19 protein-coding genes are annotated in these 19,179 nt (G+C 59.5%); 9 read left to right on the top strand and 10 right to left on the bottom strand.

The window, feature by feature from the left end:
• From HMPREF2547_RS07655 to HMPREF2547_RS07625, 7 genes are all read right to left on the bottom strand, one after another.
• The gene (locus HMPREF2547_RS07655) at positions 1 to 696 is read right to left on the bottom strand and encodes a VOC family protein (protein WP_049173075.1); all 696 of its coding nucleotides are present in this window, start codon (positions 694 to 696) and stop codon (positions 1 to 3) included.
• 120 nt (positions 697 to 816) lie between these two features.
• A complete protein-coding gene (locus tag HMPREF2547_RS07650) occupies positions 817 to 1,392 on the bottom strand; it encodes an NADPH-dependent FMN reductase (protein ID WP_016421405.1) in 576 nt (191 codons plus the stop codon).
• A gap of 42 nt (positions 1,393 to 1,434) precedes the next feature.
• Complete coding sequence (gene nrdF, locus HMPREF2547_RS07645; RefSeq protein WP_080971523.1) at positions 1,435 to 2,439, bottom strand: class 1b ribonucleoside-diphosphate reductase subunit beta; 1,005 nt, start codon at positions 2,437 to 2,439, stop codon at positions 1,435 to 1,437.
• Complete coding sequence (gene nrdI / locus HMPREF2547_RS07640) at positions 2,436 to 2,900, bottom strand: class Ib ribonucleoside-diphosphate reductase assembly flavoprotein NrdI (RefSeq protein WP_080971522.1); 465 nt, start codon at positions 2,898 to 2,900, stop codon at positions 2,436 to 2,438. The genes nrdF and nrdI overlap by 4 nt, the downstream gene beginning before the upstream one ends.
• A gap of 351 nt (positions 2,901 to 3,251) precedes the next feature.
• On the bottom strand, positions 3,252 to 4,214 hold the full coding sequence (locus tag HMPREF2547_RS07635; RefSeq protein ID WP_016421402.1) for a MaoC/PaaZ C-terminal domain-containing protein: 963 nt from the start codon (positions 4,212 to 4,214) through the stop codon (positions 3,252 to 3,254).
• A gap of 53 nt (positions 4,215 to 4,267) precedes the next feature.
• Positions 4,268 to 5,626 carry a 3-oxoacyl-ACP reductase gene (locus HMPREF2547_RS07630; RefSeq protein WP_049173074.1) on the bottom strand — a complete coding sequence of 453 codons (1,359 nt, stop codon included), beginning with the start codon at positions 5,624 to 5,626 and terminating at the stop codon, positions 4,268 to 4,270.
• 47 nt (positions 5,627 to 5,673) lie between these two features.
• Positions 5,674 to 6,996 carry an acetyl-CoA C-acetyltransferase gene (locus HMPREF2547_RS07625; RefSeq protein ID WP_016421400.1) on the bottom strand — a complete coding sequence of 441 codons (1,323 nt, stop codon included), beginning with the start codon at positions 6,994 to 6,996 and terminating at the stop codon, positions 5,674 to 5,676.
• 296 nt (positions 6,997 to 7,292) lie between these two features.
• Between HMPREF2547_RS07625 and HMPREF2547_RS07620 the strand changes: the two genes are divergently transcribed.
• From HMPREF2547_RS07620 to HMPREF2547_RS07600, 5 genes are all read left to right on the top strand, one after another.
• The gene (locus HMPREF2547_RS07620; RefSeq protein WP_049173073.1) at positions 7,293 to 8,186 is read left to right on the top strand and encodes a phosphoribosylaminoimidazolesuccinocarboxamide synthase; all 894 of its coding nucleotides are present in this window, start codon (positions 7,293 to 7,295) and stop codon (positions 8,184 to 8,186) included.
• Positions 8,187 to 8,191: 5 nt separating this feature from the next.
• Positions 8,192 to 10,423, top strand: a complete 2,232-nt coding sequence (locus tag HMPREF2547_RS07615) for a S9 family peptidase (RefSeq protein WP_370449653.1) — start codon at positions 8,192 to 8,194, stop codon at positions 10,421 to 10,423.
• 4 nt (positions 10,424 to 10,427) lie between these two features.
• Positions 10,428 to 11,099 carry a 5,6-dimethylbenzimidazole synthase gene (gene bluB / locus HMPREF2547_RS07610; RefSeq protein WP_049173072.1) on the top strand — a complete coding sequence of 224 codons (672 nt, stop codon included), beginning with the start codon at positions 10,428 to 10,430 and terminating at the stop codon, positions 11,097 to 11,099.
• Positions 11,100 to 11,232: 133 nt separating this feature from the next.
• Positions 11,233 to 12,042: a polysaccharide deacetylase family protein gene (locus HMPREF2547_RS07605; RefSeq protein ID WP_222865562.1), complete on the top strand. Its 810-nt coding sequence runs from the start codon at positions 11,233 to 11,235 to the stop codon at positions 12,040 to 12,042.
• Positions 12,043 to 12,088: 46 nt separating this feature from the next.
• Positions 12,089 to 12,580, top strand: coding sequence for a glutathione peroxidase (locus HMPREF2547_RS07600; protein WP_049173070.1), 492 nt, complete (start codon positions 12,089 to 12,091; stop codon positions 12,578 to 12,580).
• Positions 12,581 to 12,586: 6 nt separating this feature from the next.
• Here HMPREF2547_RS07600 and HMPREF2547_RS07595 read toward each other — a convergent pair whose 3' ends face one another.
• A complete protein-coding gene (locus HMPREF2547_RS07595) occupies positions 12,587 to 13,525 on the bottom strand; it encodes a hypothetical protein (RefSeq protein ID WP_224783816.1) in 939 nt (312 codons plus the stop codon).
• 119 nt (positions 13,526 to 13,644) lie between these two features.
• Between HMPREF2547_RS07595 and HMPREF2547_RS07590 the strand changes: the two genes are divergently transcribed.
• Positions 13,645 to 14,352 carry a hypothetical protein gene (locus tag HMPREF2547_RS07590; RefSeq protein ID WP_070605386.1) on the top strand — a complete coding sequence of 236 codons (708 nt, stop codon included), beginning with the start codon at positions 13,645 to 13,647 and terminating at the stop codon, positions 14,350 to 14,352.
• Here the strand turns inward: HMPREF2547_RS07590 and HMPREF2547_RS07585 are convergent.
• Complete coding sequence (locus HMPREF2547_RS07585; RefSeq protein ID WP_016421392.1) at positions 14,349 to 15,356, bottom strand: acyl-CoA thioesterase; 1,008 nt, start codon at positions 15,354 to 15,356, stop codon at positions 14,349 to 14,351. The genes HMPREF2547_RS07590 and HMPREF2547_RS07585 overlap by 4 nt on opposite strands.
• A 29-nt stretch (positions 15,357 to 15,385) precedes the next feature.
• Between HMPREF2547_RS07585 and HMPREF2547_RS07580 the strand changes: the two genes are divergently transcribed.
• From HMPREF2547_RS07580 to purM, 3 genes are all read left to right on the top strand, one after another.
• Positions 15,386 to 15,826, top strand: a complete 441-nt coding sequence (locus HMPREF2547_RS07580; RefSeq protein ID WP_049190234.1) for a sterol carrier family protein — start codon at positions 15,386 to 15,388, stop codon at positions 15,824 to 15,826.
• Between the two features lie 51 nt (positions 15,827 to 15,877).
• A complete protein-coding gene (gene purF / locus HMPREF2547_RS07575) occupies positions 15,878 to 17,446 on the top strand; it encodes an amidophosphoribosyltransferase (protein ID WP_049190235.1) in 1,569 nt (522 codons plus the stop codon).
• A gap of 158 nt (positions 17,447 to 17,604) precedes the next feature.
• Entirely contained in the window at positions 17,605 to 18,669 is a 1,065-nt protein-coding gene (purM, locus tag HMPREF2547_RS07570) for a phosphoribosylformylglycinamidine cyclo-ligase (RefSeq protein WP_016421389.1), read from the top strand.
• Positions 18,670 to 18,980: 311 nt separating this feature from the next.
• On the opposite strand, the gene HMPREF2547_RS07565 is transcribed toward purM, so the two are convergent.
• Positions 18,981 to 19,163: a DUF3073 domain-containing protein gene (locus HMPREF2547_RS07565; protein ID WP_005511943.1), complete on the bottom strand. Its 183-nt coding sequence runs from the start codon at positions 19,161 to 19,163 to the stop codon at positions 18,981 to 18,983.
• Between the last annotated feature and the right edge of the window lie 16 nt (positions 19,164 to 19,179).

Below are 19,179 nucleotides of genomic sequence, written 5' to 3'. Positions count from 1 at the left end.
CTAGAGCGTCCAGTACACGCCGAATCGGTCAGGCTTGACGACGGCTTCCGTGCCCTCGGCAACCTCAGCGCCTGTTAGGCCAAGCGCTTGGCAGGCGCTTTCGACCTCTTCGGCCGAATCGCTGGAGAGGCGCATCGCCACACCGTCGCCGAAGGTGAAATTGTGCATGCCCGGCGAGTCGAGCGTCATGAAATTCCCTGACCCGAAAAGCCGGTTGTATACCTCGGTGGCGGCGGCAGCCTGTGGTTCGTCGCCTGTCCACATGAAGTAGGGAATAACGGCGGGATTCGCTGTCTTTGCGGCAGCGTCCGTGCTTGCAGCCCCGCTGGTTAAGGAATCAATCATCAGTTGCCAGTTGACCCCATTGCCGTCGACCAACCAGCCAAAGAGCGGCGAGAAATCGTAGCTGGTCAGGGGCATGAGCGTAGCACCACCGCTGATGGTTTCATCACCCGCCATCAGATGCTCCCACAGTCTGCGCAGCTGGTTTTCCTGACCAGGGGCAAATCGCACCATAAAAGACACAGCGGGGGTTAATCGGCGGTTCCCGTTCTCAATGAGTTCAAAGTCCATCCCGCCGATGGTGAGCGTGGTGGAGTTGGGCTTGATGTTGGAGTGAAAACCTTCGGCGTAAAACCGCGCAGCGGCGCGGGGGTCGTCGTTAAGCGCGATCACGGCCGAGATAGAAACAGTCATGAAAATGAGCCTAACGACGAGCGCCTAACCGCGCAGAGAACGCAGCGTTTGATCCTAGTCAGTGAAGAATCTTCATACGGCGATATCCCCAGTAACGCTGCGCTGATTAGGGGATTTCAGTTAGTGGCGTGGGCTCTGCTCGCGAACTAGGTCTGCAAATCTGTTGATGTAGTCGCGAACAAAGTCCTCAGTGCTTGACGACGTGAATTCTCCTTGTTCGTCAATGAGTGTTGGCGATTGTCCCAGGAAGACCTCTGGCTGACCGAGCATCGGCATGTCGAAGTACGACAGCGCGAGTCGCAAGTTCTTCTGAGAGCTATAACCGCCCATACGGCCGACGGAGTGGCTGATAATTCCCGCGGGCAGGTTCTTCCATGCCACATCACCGTTGGGCTTAGATCCGATGTCAACGGCATTCTTCAGAGCTGCAGGAATTGTGCGGTTGTTTTCTGGGGTGACAAATAGGATGCCATCGCTGGCTTTAATGGTTTCCCGGAAACTGGTGTATTCCGCGGGAGTCGCAATATCGGACACTGCGGGGTCGTCGTAGTCGAAGTTGTAGAGAGGGAGGTCACGAATCTCGACGATGTCGACTTTGAAGTCATCGGGGAAGTACGTGGCTGCCTTGAGTGCAATCTTTCGTGCATAGGAGGCTCGACGCAAGCTTCCTACCAGGATAGAAATCTGTGCAGTCATGCGAATGTTCCTTTCTTAGGATGTATGGGGAAAGACGTGGATTTAGAAATCCCAGTCTTCATCTGCGGTGTCTTCGGCTTTTCCGATGACATATGCGGAGCCGGAACCGGAGAAAAAGTCGTGGTTTTCATCTGACCCCGGGGTGAGGGCGGCGAGAATTTCGGGCTTGAAGGCGGTCTCTTCATGGTTAAACCGCTGCGGGTATCCCAAGTTCATGAGCGCTTTGTTGGCGTTGTATCGAATGAAGTTGGCAACGTCGTCGTAGAGCCCGAGTGGTTGGTATAGGGCTTCGGAGTACCTCAGTTCGAGCTGGTATAGATCATCGAGAAGTTCGAAGACGAAAGCCTTCATCTGCGTTTGCGTGGCGGTGTCGTAGGTTTCTACGCCTCGCTGGAATTTGTAGCCGGAGTAATAGCCGTGAACAGCTTTGTCACGCAGAATCAGGCGCACCATGTCGGCGGTATTGGTCAGGATGCCACGTGATGCGAAGTGCAGCGGGAGGTAGAAGCCGGCGTAGAGCGAGAAGGACGAAAGAAGCGTTGCTGCCGCCTTTCGCTTGAGTGGAACGTCGCCGTAATAGTGTTTGAGCACAGCTTTTGACCGAGCCTGCAGGATGTCATTGGCGACTGCCCATTGGTAGGCAGCGTCGATGTCAGGGGTATTGGATAGCGTAGAAAATACTGAAGAATAAGACTTTGCATGCACTGCTTGCATGAAAGCGATATTCGTGTAGACGGCCTCTTCATGTTCGGTGCGGGCATCTTGAATTTGGGAAATCTCCCCGACAGACGCCTGGACTGTGTCGAGCATGGTCAGTCCGGTGAAGACCTTCATGGTCAGCTCGCGTTCTAGATCGGTGAGACGTCGCCAGTCTGCAAGGTCATTGGACAGCGGAACTTTTTCGGGCAGCCAAAAATTTGCTGTTAGGCGATTCCACACTTCGAGATCTTTGTCATCTTGCACTCGGTTCCAGTTGATTGGCCGAAGGCGGGCAGCTGGGTCCTTTCGAAAAGACGGTGGCGTAGTTGAATAGCTGTAGATGTTCAAGAAGTAGCGCTCCTCCAGAATTTTTCCAGGCCCTCTTTGACGTTCTCCACATCGTGGTCTGTCCCCAGTAGCTCATAGTGGTATAGCTCCGGAACCTGGCATTTTGCAGAAATGATGGCTCCGGCTATGCAAAAGTCGGTGCCGAAATTTGTGTTGCCCGAGGTGATGACACCGCGGATGAAACTCCTGTTGGTTTCGTCGTTGAGAAAAGCGATGACTTGCTTAGGTACCGCGCGGCGCCGACATCCGCCACCATAAGTCGGTGTGATCAGGACAAATGGGCTGCAAACGCGAATCATTCCGTCTTTTCGCGGATGTAACGGGATGCGTGCTGCTGGTTGAGCCAGCTTTTGGACGAACCGGTGAGTGTTTTCAGAAGCACTGGAGAAGTACACGATTCGGGGTGACTCCTCCGGTGGGAGTTCCGTGAAAGTCAGCGGCGTCTTCGATGATGAAGACACTCGATTACCTCCTATGTTCAATGGATTGAACATAAAATAGAGGAGTGAATGGGGTGTCAACAAGGCGTTGCCTACATGCGGTTGAAAAGTGCTTAGTCACGCAATTGCGAAGTAAAGCCGCGACTCTTCATTAACGGCGGAAAAACCCAGCAGCTGATCTTCAAGGCGGGAAAGTGGCGGGGTTGCCGGCCGGGGGGAGAGGGAGGAGGTGGTGTCTCTCGGAGGGGGCTCCAGTCGTGCCCCGGGCAAAAGCACAACAGGGAAACAAAACCGCCGCGCTTTGGAAAGGCCCAGTCGATGAGGAGACTGGTTTTCCAAAGCGCGGCGTTTTCTACAGCGCTTTCGCATCAACTACTTCAGCGGACGAACACTTCCGGTGAAGTGCGGACGCTTCTTCTTGCGATCCCACGCGACAATGTTGACTGCGCGGCCGATGTTGGAGCTGCCCTCAGTCAGGTTGTGAGCAGCACCTGCACCGTCACCGGTGTGGGTGAGTGCGACATTGATGGTGGTCGGCAGAACGACCGGCGCACCGAAGGAAATCTGGAACTCGTACGACTGACCCGGCAGAACCTGTGCCTCAGCCAGCGCGCGGGAGGCGGTGTACATGCCGTGTGCAATCGCTGCTGGCATGCCCAGAGCCTTCGCGGAGACAGAGGTGATGTGAATCGGGTTCCAGTCACCGGAAACCTTGGCCCACTTGCGGCCGGTGTTGCCAGCCAGCTTCCACTGAGCGGTGGGGAAGGGAACCTTGAACTGCTCGCGTTTGATGGTCTCGGCGCCGGACTTGATGGCCTCACGCTGTGCCTGGACCTCTTCGAAGCCCTCGGCATCCTTCAGGCGAACGCCCTTGGCCAGATACACCGACTGCTCCTCGACCAAGGTGGCGCCGGATGTGGACGATGTAACAGTTGACTCCAGAACAACCTCAGTGCCCGAGCGGTGAGCGCGGAATGCGGCAACCTTCACCGCGATATCAACTTTGCCACCGAGTGTGACAGGCGAGATTTCGCGGTAGGTGTTCTCGGTGTGGACCAGGCCCATCATCGGCAGCGGGAAATCATCCGCAGCCATTAGCTCCATCTGGATGGGCATGATTAGGGCGTGGATGTGGCCGAAGAAAGCCTGTTCAGACTTCGGGGCGCCAACGACGTCGCGGAAGTCCTGGTCACGGTCGGCATCGACAGTGACGCCCTTGACCACTAGTTCATCGACCTTGATTTCGGTGGAGTTCGGGCGTTTCTTCGCCGAACCAGCAGCTGCCTTGGCGTAGAGCGGAACCAGATTGGGAATGGCATCCAGGGTCTTAGCCATAAGTTTTCCTCTTTCCTCCTTATCGGGAGCCTATGCGGAAGCCGCGACTTCGCTTAGGCGCCGACGATGTTCTGACCGCAGACGCGCAGGACGTGACCATTGACGCCGAGAGCGCGGTCGGAGACCAGGAAGGCGATTGCCTGGGCGACATCGCCCGGCTGGCCACCCTGCTGCAGCGAGTTCACGCGTCGAGCAACCTGGCGGTTGACGAACGGAATAGCAGCGGTCATGTCGGTCTCGATGAAGCCCGGAGCAACAGCGTTGATGTTGCCGCCGCGCTTAGCAAACTCCTCAGCGTAAGCCTCGACCATTGCGATAACGCCGGCCTTGGAGGTGGCGTAGTTGGTCTGGCCGCGGTTACCTGCGATACCGGAGGTGGAAGCCATGGTGGCAATACGCGGAGCCTTCTCGAAGGCCTTGTGGTTCAGCAGCTGCTCGTTCATCTTCAGCTGAGACTCGATGTTGACGGCGATGACCGAGCCCCACTTGGCGTCGTCCATGTTGGCGAACATCTTGTCGCGGGTGATGCCTGCGTTGTGGATGACGATGTCCAGGCGACCGTAGCGGGCCACAGCGGCATCGGCAATGGCGTTGCCGGCGTCGTCGGCAGTGATGTCCTGCTGCAGAGCCAGGCCACCGAGCTCGTTGGCAACCTTGGACAGAGCCTCGCCCGCCTGTGGAACGTCGATGACGATGACCTCTGCGCCGTCAGCCTTGAGCTGGCGAGCGATAGCGGCACCGATACCACGGGCGGAACCGGTGACAGCGGCAACCTTGCCAGCCAGCGGCTTATCCCAGTCGGACGGGATCTCGCCCGCGTCGGAGGTGACGCGGAGGAACTGGCCGTCGATGAAGGCCGAGCGGCCGGAGAGGAAGAAGTGCAGGGAGGAAATCACGGATGGCGCGGTGACCGAGACCCCCGGAGCAACGAGGATGCCGTTGGCGGTGGAGCCGCCACGAACCTCGTGGCCGAGGGAGCGAATCAGGCCCTCGATACCACCGGCGACAGCGTTCTCAGCGATCTCGGCCGGGGTTGCGTTGTGGTGAGCATCCTTGGCGCGGGAGACGGTGACGATGCGACCACCCTTGTCCAGCTTGCGCATGTGCTTTGCAGCAGCGAGCACTGGGCCCTGCAGCTCTGCCGGACGCTTGGCCTCAGTGGCGACGAGGACAATGGCACCAATCTTGTCGTCAGCGGCGTTGCCACGACGGACCTGCAGACCCCACTCAGCCAGCTGAGCTGCAACTGCGTCTGCATCTGCACCCTCGCCGGTGACGAGCACCTTGTCGTTGTTCAGCAGCGGACCGCCCGGCTTGTGGCGGCGCAGGAACGGTGGCTGCGGCAGGCCAGCGGCCTTAGCCAGTCCAGTGAGCGGACCACCGTTGACGAGTTCCTGGTACTTATCGGTCATGGAAAATTCTCCTTGAAAGTAAAAGTGTCTTTATCGGTGGTGCGCTTTTAGACGCGAGCCTCGAGAACTGCGACAACACCCTGGCCGCCCGCAGCACAAACGGAGATCAGGCCGCGAGTGGTCTTGCCGGTCTCGTCTGCCTTCTGGCGCAGCATCTTGGCGAGGGCTGCCACAATGCGGCCGCCGGTAGCGGCGAATGGGTGGCCGGCTGCCAGAGAAGAGCCCTTGACGTTGAGCTTCTCGCGCGGGATGGAGCCCAGCGGGCCTTCCAGTCCGAGCTTGGTGCGGCAGAACTCCTCGTCCTCCCATGCCTTCATGGTGGACAGGACAGTGCCGGCGAAGGCCTCGTGGATCTCGAAGAAGTCGAAGTCGTCGAAGGTCCAGCCGTTGCGGGCCAGCAGGCGCGGGGTGGCGTAAGCCGGAGCCATCAGCAGGCCCTCGTCGCCGTGGACGAAGTCAACTGCGGCCGCCTCGGAATCGACGACGTCGGCAAGCACCGGCAGACCGCGCTCAGCGGCCCACTCCGGGGTGGAGACGAGGACGGCGGAGGCGCCGTCGGTAAGCGGAGTGGAGTTACCGGCGGTCATGGTCGGCTCTGCTTCCAGGCCGCGGCCGAAGACTGGCTTGAGCTTGGCCAGCTTCTCCGGGGTGGAGTCCGGGCGCATGTTGGTGTCGCGGGAAACGCCCTTGTACGGGGTGACGAGGTCAGTGAAGAAGCCCTCGTCGTAAGCGTTTGCCATGTTCTGGTGGGAAGCGGCGGCGAGCTCGTCCTGCTCGGCGCGGGTAACGCCCCACTTGGCGGTGGTGATTGCCTGGTGCTCACCCATGGACAGGCCAGTGCGTGGCTCGCCGGTCGACGGAGTGTCTGGAGCCAGGTCGGACGGACGAGCCTTCAGGAAGACCTTTGCCATGTCCAGAGTGGACTTCTGGCGGCTGGCCTCCAGCAGGATCTTGCGCAGACGGTCGTTGACAGCAATCGGAGCGTCGGAGGTGGTGTCCACGCCGCCGGCGATGGCGGAGTCAATCTGGCCCAGCTTGATCATGTTGGAGACAGAGTTGAGGGCTTCCATGCCGGTGGCACATGCCATCTGAATGTCGAAAGCCGGGGTGTCCGGCGCCAGTGCGGAGCCGAGGACACACTCACGGGTGAGGTTAAAGTCACGGGAGTGCTTCAGTACAGCGCCGGCGGAGACTGCGCCGAGGCGCTCGCCGCCGATACCGAAGCGAGCGACGAGACCGTCGATTGCGGCGGTCAGCATGTCCTGGTTCGACTCGTTAGCGTATTCCTTGTTAGAACGAGCGAACGGAATGCGGTTACCACCGACGACGACTGCGCGGCGCAGAGAGTTATTGTTGGCCTGAGCTGCCATGTGATTGTTCCCTTCAAAATCCTTGAAGTGTGACGTGAATTACTAAATTTAGACAATACTGGTATCGGTGTTTTCTGTCACGTTTTTAGAAATATTTTTGTCCAGTCATCTACCGAGCGGGGGAGGTGAGGGGCAAACACCGTCGTCCACCTGTGAAAAATTCGATGGGCAGCACTCCGGAATCTCAAAAGTTTTCCCGCTTGACGACGGTAATTGCGTCAATCCCCACTAGTTGGGGTGGCGGCCGGAGGTATCAATAGAGTGCAAAGGCGTATAGGGGTTTAGACTTTATCGCCATGCGACCTGAACTTTCCTCGTATAACCATCTTTCCGCGGGCAAGGTCCGGGAAATCTACGAGATTGACCCTGAGACTCTGCTGCTTGTGGTCAGTGACCGTATTTCTGCCTTCGACCACATTCTGGAGACCCCGATTCCTGACAAGGGTCGAGTGCTCACCGCGATGAGCGTGTTCTTCTTCGATGAGATTGACTTCCCGAACCACATGGCTGGCCCGGCTGACGATGAGCGCATTCCGGAGGAGTGCCTAGGTCGTGCGCTGGTGTGCAAGAAGCTGGACATGCTGCCATTCGAGTGCGTCGCACGTGGCTACCTGACAGGCTCTGGCCTGGTCGAGTACAAGGAAAACGGCACTGTCTGTGGCATTGAGCTGCCAGAGGGCCTCGTCGAGGGCTCCAAGTTGCCAGAACCGATTTTTACCCCGGCCACCAAGGCTGAGCTGGGCGAGCACGACGAGAATGTCTCCTTCGACGCCGTTGTGGAGTCCCTGGGGCAGAAGCGCGCCGAAGAGCTTCGCGATGCCACCCTGCGCATCTACTCCCAGGCTGCTGAACTGGCTGCTAAGCGCGGCATCATCCTGGCCGACACCAAGTTTGAGTTCGGCCTCGACTCCGACGGCAACCTGGTGCTGGCCGACGAGGTTCTCACCCCGGACTCCTCCCGCTACTGGCCAGCCGACTCTTACCAGGAGGGTTCGGTTAACCCGAGCTTCGACAAGCAGTACGTCCGAAACTGGCTGACCTGCTCCAAGTCCGGCTGGAAGAAGGACGAGGGCACTCCGCCGCCGGCGCTGCCGGGTAGTGTTGTGGAAGCAACTCGCGAGCGGTACGTCGAGGCCTACGAACGACTGTCGGGCCGCCGCTTCTCGGACTGGATTGGAGAACCTGCGTGAGCGAAGTGACCTTGGACTCGGCATCCGTCGGCAAGCCTGCAAAAAAGGATTTGCCCGCACCCCGTGCACAACGGAAGCCGGTGACTCGGTCCTTCCACGGAAGGGACTTCACCGATAACTTCGAGTGGCTCCGCGATAAGGAAAACTCCGAGGTTATCGACTACCTAGAGGCTGAAAATGCCTATACGGAGGCTTTTACCTCCGATCTTGACGGCACCGCGGACGCGATTTTTAAGGAGATCAAGTCGCGCGTGCAGGAGACCGACATGTCGGTCCCAACTCGCCTTAACGGCTGGTGGTACTACTCGCGCACGCAGGAGGGCAAGTCCTACGGGATGAGCTGTCGCGTGCGTGCGGAGGCCGGTGACGGTCTTGCCGCGTGGACGCCGCCGACCATCGCCGACGATGCCCCAGCACCAGGAGAACAGGTCATCCTGGATGCCAACGAGCTGGCCGAAGGCCATGATTTCTTCGCCCTCGGCGCAGCGAGCGTCTCCGCGGACGGCAATCTGCTGGCCTATTCCACCGACGTCACAGGCGACGAACGCTACACGCTGCGCGTAAAGGATCTGCGCACGGGTGAACTGCTTGATGACGAAATTGCGGGCATCGCCGCAGGTGCTACCTGGGTCGGCTCCGAGTGGATCTTCTACCAGAAGGTCGACGAAGCCTGGCGGCCGGATTCCGTGTGGCGTCACCGCGTGGGCACCTCCACCGAGGATGATGTCTGTGTCTTCCATGAGCCCGATGAGGCCTACTGGGTTGGAGTCGGCACGGTACGCAGCGAAAAGTACCTAATTATTGAGAGCTCCTCGAAGATTACTTCCGAGGTTTGGTACCTGGACGCCAGTGACCCGACCGGTGAGTTCACCTGCGTGCGCCCGCGTGAGGCCGGTGTTGAATACGACATCGATCACGCCGTCATTAGCGGCCGGGATATGTGGCTGATTACACACAATATGACTGGTTCGAACTTCGCACTGGCCATGGTGCCGGCGGGGTCTTTCGACAGCATTTCGGATCTCACTGAGCTGGTTCCGCACCGCGATGACGTCCGCGTTGAGGGCGTCGACTGCTTCGCTGGGCACATCGCGTTTGGTTACCGTCGTGGCGGTATTGGCCGTGTGGCGCTGGCGGTATTGGGTCAGGATGAGGATGGTGCTGGCTCCGCTGGTGATGCCTCTGATACAAGCCATGCTGCTGCTCCAGTGCCAGCGTCCGCTGTGAACTTCGTCGAGCTCGACTTCGACGAAGAGCTCTACTCTGCAGGCACTACCGGCAATGCTGAATGGGACACCCCGGTGTTGCGCTACGCTTACGGCTCCTTCACCACGCCGTCGCAGCTTTGGCAGATTGATATTGCCTCGGGCAAGCGGGTGCTGCTCAAGGAGCAGAAGATTCGCGGGAAGTTTAATCGCGGTGATTACGTCGCCAAGCGTGAATGGGTGAGTGCAGCCGACGGTGCCCAGATTCCGGTATCGATTATCCACCGCGCGGACCTGGACCTGAGCAAGCCGAATCCGACGCTGCTCTACGGCTACGGTTCCTATGAAGCCTCGATGGATCCTGGCTTTTCCATCGCGCGACTGTCGCTGCTGGATCGTGGGATGATTTTTGTCATTGCACACGTCCGCGGTGGTGGCGAAATGGGCCGCGGCTGGTGGGAGAACGGTCGCGCAACCACGAAGAAGAACACATTCACTGACTTCGTCGCCGTCGCTGACTACCTGCTGGATTCTGGGTGGACCACACGCGAGCAGCTGGTAGCACTCGGCGGTTCGGCGGGCGGCATGCTGATGGGCGTGGTCGCGAACATTGCTGGCGATAGGTTCGCGGGCATTCAGGCCGTGGTCCCGTTTGTCGACTGCCTGACATCCATGCTGATGCCAGAGCTGCCGCTGACCGTGGTGGAGTGGGATGAGTGGGGCGATCCCTACCACGACCCGGAGGTCTACGACTACATGGCCTCCTACGCGCCGTACGAGAACATCTCGGCCGATGCGAAGTACCCGAAGATTCTCGCGATTACTAGTTTGAACGACACCCGCGTGCTCTACGTGGAGCCGGCAAAGTGGATCGCCAAGCTGCGCGAGGTTGTCGGAGGTCAGCCGGGGCAGTTCCTGCTCAAGACCGAGATGTCCGCAGGTCATGGTGGTGTTTCCGGTCGTTACGAACGCTGGCGTCAGACTGCCTTCGAGTACGCCTGGATTGTCCACACTGCTGGTGCGGTGGAGTAACGGCATGGATATGCGCACGCTGCTGTCCGCGCAGGGTTTTGACACCGATTCGCTTTCCGACGATCAGTTGGCCGTCTACCACACCCTTTTTCGGCGGCGGGATGTGCGCCGCGAATTCGCCGGAGAAGTGGTGGACAGGGAGCGATTGATGCGCGTGTTGGCGGCGGCCCATGCAGCCCCGTCGGTGGGGCTGTCCCAACCGTGGGACTTTCATATCATTCAGAATCCGGACCGCCTGCAGCAGTTTGCCGACCACGTAGCCGGACGTCGCGCTGAATTCGCGGCCAAGCTCGAAGGCGAGCGGCGTGAGACCTTCAATCCGATTCAGATTGAAGGAATCGTGGACTCGGGAACGGGCATCGTCGTCACCTATGACCCGACCCGTGGCGGCAAGAACATTCTCGGCCGCGACACCGTCGATGACACCGGCCTCATGTCAGTCGCGCTGGCTATTCAGAATCTGTGGCTGGCTGCTACGGCAGAGGGGCTCGGCGTCGGCTGGGTCAGTTTCTACCATGAGGATTTCCTGGCTGACTTTGTCGGTGTCGAGGCACCCGTGCGCCCGGTGGCCTGGCTGTGCATTGGTCCAGTAACGCACCTGGCCGAGGAGCGTGACTTGGAGAAGTTCGGTTGGCGCAAGGGACTGGCTCTCGATGAGGTTGTGCATTGGGGATAATCCGCGCTGCAGACGCACATTGATGTGCTGCGATGGCGCTTTTTGAACTCTTATTTGAAAGGCTTCTGAGTATTCTCCAAGCCTTGTCCTCTCCGTTACCAAAAATTTACATACGCCTGTTTTTGTTGAATCCATGGCAGGCAGTGGGGTGCAAGAACAGATTCGGACGACCGACCAGGTCATTCGTCCAGCGGGCAAAGAGCTCGTAACTGTTGACGGTGGTGTGGTCGGTTCGCCGCTTTTGGTGTCGGTGTCGGGTTTGCGCGATGGCACATTGCTCGACGTCGCTCGTTTCGTGGCAGCGATGGAACAGCGCGGTATTACACCGTCTCTGCTGGTAGCGCCGCATGCGGGTAAAAACTGGTCGTTGCGGGAAGCTCCGGCGGTGCTGGATTGGCTCCGCCGTCGTAGCGATGACGGCATCGAGATTGTTCTCGCGGGGTTCGATCAGTCAGTTCGAGGCCGAGGCGCGGAATTTGCGTCGTTAAGCGAACATGAAGCGCGTTTGCGCCTGACCGCCGCAACGCGCCAGATGCGTGCGATGGGTTTTGAGACGGACGTCTTTGCACCACCGAAGTGGACCATGTCGCCCGAGACCATGAACGTGCTGCCGGAGCTGGGCTTCCGAGTGGCAGCGGACCGAAATGGTGTCCGCGACCTGACCACTGGTGCTGTTGATCCGACTCGCGTGCTGGCTATCGGCGAGGGCTTCGGCGGCGCCGGTTGGTGGCGCCGTGCGGTGCGCTCCTCGGTGCAGCGCTCGCTGGAGAAGGGCCGCGCGGTGCGCATCTCCGTTAACGCTTCGAAACTGCGGGAGCACAAGCTGCGCCAGGATGTTGTCGGCATCATTGACCAGGCGGTCGATGGGGGTGCGCAGCCGGTCAACCACTCTTCGGTGCCGCTGGGCCGCGAGCTCTTTGAAGGCATGGAGCAGGTCGGCTAGTCGCTACCTCTGACGGCTATCGGGGGACTGCCCTAGTGTGGGGTTTATGAGCAATCTCTTCGACATCCCAGTGACCACCATCGACGGCAACGAAGCAACGATGAATGACTGGGCAGGCCACGTTCTGCTTATCGTCAACACCGCCTCGGAGTGCGGTTTCACGGATCAGTACGACGATCTGCAAGGACTTTTCGACGAATTCGCACCCCGTGGCTTCTTCGTCCTCGGCTTCCCCTGCAATCAGTTCGGTGGGCAAGAGCCCGGCAACGCCGAGGAAATCAAGCAGTTCTGCCAGCGCGAATTCGGCGTTACCTTCCCGCTCTTCCAAAAGACGAAGGTCAACGGCCATGGCGCGCACCCACTGTACAAGCTGTTGAAGGAAACCCCGGACGCCGACGGCGAGGCTGGGGATGTGAAGTGGAACTTCGAAAAGTTCGTTGTCTCGCCCGAGGGTGAGGTCATCGGCCGTTTCCGCTCCAAGGTCTCGCCTGACGACGATGCTCTGCGCGACCTCATCGAGGAAAACTTGCCTATTTAAACTTGGCTATTTGGTGGCGTCCAGCGGTGCCTGCTCGAAGTAGCCCGTGGCACCGTAGCCCACGATGCCACCTCGGTTGCGCAGGGTCATGCTAGCTAGACCGACCTTGCCAAGCTCATCGCCACCGATGGTGACCCAGTCACCCTGAACCGCGACAACCATGTTGGCGTGCACCCCAAGGCCTGCGGGGTAGCGGTAGAAAATGATGTCACCCACCTGAGGAGAGAAGTCCTTGTCGGTGACGAAAGCATCATGTGCCTTGTAGGCATCCATGAGCTGTTCGACATCCGTAACCAGCCATGGGTTCTCGGCTGCGGCAGCCGAATCCTCGGGCGTATCAAAGACCGGAACACCCGCGGACGCGAGCAGGAATGACAAGAATGGCGCAGTCCAGGAACCGGAGCAGTCGACCGTGTTGCCGAATGCGTCAAGGTTTGGATTCAGCTTCGCGGTCTGGTTCGCAGCTGTGGGTGCAGAACCCGGCCTGGTGGCAGCAGCGGCGGCGACGGCATCTGCATCAGCAGTTGGGTCTGCGTCTGAATTCGGGTGCTCGCCGACCTTGGGGATAACGCTGCGGATGTCGTCATCAGTAGCGCCACACGCCAGGCCGAAGTAAACCTCAGGGGAGGGCTGCTCCTCGTACTGATAGCGCGCAACATCCTTCAGAGCCTGCTGATAGTAAGGGCGGTCTGCCTCGGTGCGGGGGAACGTGCCACCACGCCACGCCAGAACATTGATAGGACCGAAGAGCGTGAACCACCCGGCGAAGAGGAATACCGCCGTCAGTACCAGGATGGAAACAGGCGGGATAGCGGCGCGAACACGTTGCAGCATGCTCGGTGAGGATGCGTTCTCCTGGCCGTCGTCAAGCGATGGTGAGGAAGACTCAGACCGTGCTGCGTGAGGCTGCTGTGCGGGCACAGGCGCGGGTGAATCGGTGGTCATATCTTCTCAGGATAGTAGGCGGCGCTGCGCTCGTCCTTGGCGAGTGCGTCTGAGCCGTACGTAATGGCCTAGTCTGCGGCTCCTGCTGCAGAAGAGGGCGTGCAGTTAAACTGTGGTTCATGACTTCACCCGACATGCGTAACGAGGCCGAGCACGACCCTCGTGAGGATCTGCCGAGCTTCCTGCGTGAGCCGGACAAAATAGACAAGCTTCTCTATGCATCGCTGATGCTGGTTGCCGTGTACGGCTTTGCAATCATCCCGTTCCGTGCGGTTTTGCTGCTCAAGTACACGTTCTTGCACACATGGCTGACAGGATCGAATCTGTCGGTGCTGATTCTCGCGTCGGAAAACGAGGACCGGCCGCTCTTCCTCTTCGCTGTTGTAGTGATTGCGGCGCTTTCGACAATCAAGTTCATGCCGTTCTTCTACTGGATGGGCAAGAAGTGGGGGCCGGAATTCATAACGATGAGTTTCGGCGGACACCCACCGCGATGGTTTAAGAAGATGGAGAACTTCATCTATGAACGCATCGGGCTGAGTGTGCTGGCATCGTTTGTGCCATTCTCGCCGATTCCGGCCACGATTGTCGTGGCCATCGGTGGTATTGCGAAGGTGCGCGGCTGGGTAGTAGGCGTGTACCTCTTCTTCTGTGCCGCAATGCTCAAGTGCTTCTACCTGTACTTGGGCCTGAAGTTTGGCCCAAGCATCCAGGGCTCCCTGCAGACGATTGACCGGTACGTCACCTACATCACCTTCGCGCTGATTGGCTGGATGTTCCTATCCATCTGGTGGAAAAACAGGAAGCCGGGTAGCCAGGCGGCTTAATCCTGTTCGCGCTCAATCAGCGGCAGCGGGCTGTACTTGTCACGCAATGCCTTCAGTGACAGATCGTGAGCGTGCAGGCGCTTGTCCTCATCCGTCGTCGGCTGGAAGTGCGGTACCGGCTGCGGGTTGAAATCGTCATCAATTGCGACATACGTCATGGTCGAATGCAGTGCCTTGCGCAGGCCGCCGACACCCTTGCGGGGCTCACAGCAGTAGACCTGCACCGACAGGTGCATCGAGGTCGTGCCTGTACGCAGGATGCGTGCGCGCACCTCAACCAGGTCGCCAATGTGGATTGGGCTGTAGAAGCGAATACCACCTGCGTAGACAGAAATGGTCTGGCGCCCTGCCCAGTTGGTGGTAACTGCCGTCGCAGCCTCGTCGATCCACTCCATGGCGGTGCCGCCGTGGACGTTTCCGCCCCAGTTGACATCGGTCGGCTTTGCCAGGAAACGTGTGGTCAGTTCGGGTGCGGAAGAGTCCGCGGAGTAGGTCTGCGCGCGCATGCTGGCTTCGATGTCGCGGCGGAGCTCAAAACGGGAAAGAGCGGCTTTCTCAACGCGCTCTTCTTCCTCTGTTTGCGGCACCCACTTCGGCACCGGAGTCGACTTACCGTTTTCATCCATGGCTACGAAGATCACCAGGCAGTCAGCTGCGCGGGTGAACTTGCCCTCGCGCGGATCAGCCGAGAGCACCTCATTGACGATGTGCATGGAACTGCGGCCGGTATGCGCAATCTTGGAGCGCACCTCAACAATGTGGCCGCTGGGAATCGGGCGAGTGAAGTGAATGTGACCGAAGTACGCAGTCACGCAGTAGCGTCCCGACCAGCCGGTCGCGCAGGCGTAAGCGGCCTTGTCAATCCACTGCAACACACGGCCGCCGTGGACGGAATTGGTTCCGGCCATAATGACATCGGTCGGCGACGCCATAAAACGGAGTACAAGAGATGGTGACGCTGGAGCATGCACCTGTTCAGCTTTTTCAGTTGACTGCGTATCCATATATGAAAGCATAACTCTAGGATGAGGTTATGGTATCCAAAATCTCGCCTTTCGACGTTCGCAGCGCTCTTTCCACCGCCGCACCCTGGGCGGCGCAACGGCTTCTCGGCCGCGAGTTGCTGTCTGACCAAGAGGCTGTCCCCTTCATCGGGGCGGATGGGGCGCAGGGGTCGTCGTTAAGGCGTGCGAGCCTTGCCAAAGCGGTGCGTCTGTCCGTGCGGATGCTCGCCCAAGAGGCGCCGGGGCATAGCGTCGAGGTGCGTGTGCCGCCCTTCGTCGCGGTCCAGTGTATTGAGGGGCCCAGGCACACACGCGGTACGCCGCCCAATGTCGTGGAGATGTCGCCGGAGATTTGGCTGGGACTCGCGTGCGGAATGATCACGTTAGAGCAGGTGCAGGCGCACATCGATATGTCGGGCACGCGCGCGGCGGAAATTGGGAATCATCTGCCGGTGGCGCGCATTTCTTAAAGCCCGTGGGGGGGGTGCTGAATTGGTGCCTAGGCGGGTGGGGCTATTAGTGTGAATGTCGTGGCCGATACCAACATTTCAGGTGCACCAAAGTCCAAACTTTTGCCAATTTCGCCTTACGACGATCTGGGGGAGACATCCCCGCGCGAAGAATGTGGCGTTTTTGGCGTTTGGGCACCTGGCGAAGACGTGTCCAAACTCACCTACTATGGCCTGTTTGCCCTGCAGCATCGCGGCCAGGAAGCCGCCGGTATCGCAGTCGGCGACGGCGACCAAATTCTCGTATTCAAGGATCTCGGGCTTGTTTCCCAGGTTTTTGATGAGCAGACGCTCGACGCCCTGAAGGGGCACGTAGCGGTGGGGCACACGCGCTACACCACCGCTGGCGCTCCTGCGTGGGAGAATGCACAGCCGATGTTCCAGATGGCCTCTGACGGCACGGACATCGCGCTGGGGCACAACGGCAACCTGACCAACCACCTCACGCTGTTCCATGAGGCGGTCGACAAGGGCCTGCTGCGTGAAGAGGGCGAGCTGCCCAGTGACTCCGCAATCATGACCACTTTGCTTGCCGACGAAACCGGCAAGATTGACCACCCCGAAGATTACGGCTGCAGCACCAATGTAGAAGCGGCCGCGATGGCACTGCTGCCGCGTTTGAAGGGTGCTTTCTGTCTTACTTTCACCGATGGCGAGACGCTGTACGCCGCGCGTGACCCATACGGTGTGCGCCCGCTGTGCCTGGGGCGCCTGTCCGGTGGCTGGGTAGTCGCATCCGAGACTTGCGCGCTGGATATCGTCGGTGCATCGTTCGTCCGCGAGATCGAGCCAGGCGAGATGGTGACCATTGATGCTTCTGGTGTGCGTTCGCAGCGTTTTGCCGAGACCGCCCACGCTGGATGCATTTTTGAGTACGTCTACCTGGCGCGCCCGGACTCCAACATCCGTGGTCGCTCCGTCAACGCGGTGCGTCTTGAGCTGGGCCGCCAGTTGGCACGTGAGTTCCCGGCTGACGGTGACCTGGTGATGCCGGTGCCGGAATCCGGTACCCCGGCCGCTGTTGGCTACGCCCAGGAATCGGGCATCCCGTTTGGACAGGGGCTGACCAAAAACGGCTACGTGGGGCGTACCTTCATTCAGCCTTCGCAGACGATTCGTCAGCTGGGCATCCGACTGAAGCTGAACCCGCTGAAGGAAGTTATCGCCGGTAAGCGCTTGGTCGTGGTCGATGATTCCATTGTCCGCGGCAACACCCAGCGTGCCCTGATTCGCATGCTGCGTGAGGCCGGTGCAAAGGAAGTGCACGTGCGCATCGCCGCACCGCCGGTGAAATGGCCGTGCTTCTACGGCATTGACTTCGCCTCTCCGGGCGAGCTGCTGGCCAACGGTGTCGATGAGAATGACATTGTCTCCGGTATCGCAACCGCGATTGGTGCCGACAGCCTGGGATTTGTCTCCATCGATGGCATGGTCGCCGCTTCCGAACAGGCAAAGAGCGAAGTGTGCTGTGCCTGCTTCGATGGCAAGTACCCGCTGGGTCTGCCGGAGGGCAATCCGAATGCGGCAGCGGTTGAGAGGATGCAGGCAGCCCAGGCTGCCAAAGCCGCAACGAGCAATTAGCCTCGAAACCTCCTTAGAATGAACTACGAGAACTGAACCGAGAACGAAGCGCAAGCGGTGCTGTAGATTGCAGCCGTTGCTTTGTTCCCGGTCCGCCAATACTCCCGGATACGGCAGTAACGCCGCCCGGGGGAGAAAGTTTAAAGCGAGAGCCTCTAATGACCGAGAACGTTTCTGGTGCTTCCTACGCTGCAGCCGGTGTCGACATCGAAGCCGGCGACCGCGCCGTTGAACTATTCGCCCCGATTGCCAAGAAGGCCACTCGCCCAGAGGTCCGTGGCGGGCTCGGTGGTTTTGCCGGCCTGTTTGCACTGGGCAACTACGAAAAGCCGCTGCTGGCCGCATCCTCCGATGGTGTGGGAACCAAGTTGGCCGTGGCGCAGGCCGTCGGCAAGCACGACACCATTGGCCTGGACCTGGTCGCCATGGTCGTCGATGACCTGGTTGTGTGCGGCGCCGAGCCGCTGTTCCTGCAGGACTACATTGCAATTGGCAAGGTCGTGCCGGAGCACGTCGCCGAGATCGTTTCCGGCATCGCCGAGGGTTGCGTCCAGGCGGGTTGCGCCCTCCTTGGTGGCGAGACTGCAGAGCACCCGGGTGTGATGGAACCGGGTGAGTACGATGTCTCCGCTACCGGCGTCGGTGTCGTGGAAGAGGACAAGCTTCTCGGCCCGGACCGCGTGCGTGAGGGCGATGTCATTATCGCCATGGAGTCCTCTGGACTTCACTCCAATGGCTACTCGCTGGCTCGCTACGTTCTCCTGGAGAAGGCCGGTCTGGAGCTCGACGGTTACGTCGAGGACTTCGGCCGCACCCTCGGGGAGGAGCTGCTGGAGCCAACCAAGATTTATGCGAAGGACTGCCTGGCTCTGATGAACGAGGCCGAGGTCCGCACTTTCTGCCACGTCACCGGTGGTGGATTGGCTGGCAACATGGTTCGCATCATGCCGGAAGGCCTGACCGCTGACATGAGCCGCGCAACATGGACCCCGGGGCCGATCTTCAAGACCATTGCTGAGCTCGGCAACGTCTCCCGCGAGGAGATGGAGAAGACCTTCAACATGGGTGTTGGTATGGTTGCGATTGTTTCTGCAGAGGACCGCGATCGTGCACTGGCTCTGCTGACTGCCCGCCACATCAACGCTTGGGAGCTGGGTACTGTCCGCAAGAGCGAGGCGGGCGAGGACGGGGCTGTTTTGCGCGGCAGCCACCCGCGCTTCTAAGCGTCGGCCGGCCGTCGGTTTACTGCGACGGGCGGCCGGGATGCGGGTTGCACAACGGAGATCCCAGAAAACCACGGGCTGCAAATGTGAAACTGTATGAGTTTATGACACTTTCGAGCCGTTTTTCGGGCGATTTTTGTCATAAACGCAGTCAGTAACTCGGATTGATTCGCCGCGGCCGAACATAATCGGCCGAGCATAAACGCAGTCGACGAAGCAAAAGCAAGCACCCACCAACGGAATCGTTGGTGGGTGCTTGCTTTATTGAAATAGAAACGCTTTGCGGAAAATACGACAGCGGTTAGCTTGCGCTAGCTGTCGCGACCAGCGCCTGAGGCCCATTCCTCCCAGTCAGAGTAATAGTCGTCTCGATCGGACTCGTTCGACTTGCCGACGAGTTCCCGCTGCAGACGTTCCAAATCCATTTCTGGTGAATCGTACTTGAGCTGCCGGGCAACCTTCGCCTGCTTTGCTTTCGCACGGCCGCGACCCATGGCCTGACCCCCTTGT

This window comes from Corynebacterium sp. HMSC055G02 (genome assembly GCF_001809065.1).
Classification (GTDB): Bacteria; Actinomycetota; Actinomycetes; order Mycobacteriales; family Mycobacteriaceae; genus Corynebacterium; species Corynebacterium jeikeium_D.
Note: the sequence above shows the minus strand (reverse complement) of the source record. Positions and strands in the feature narration are given on the sequence as shown.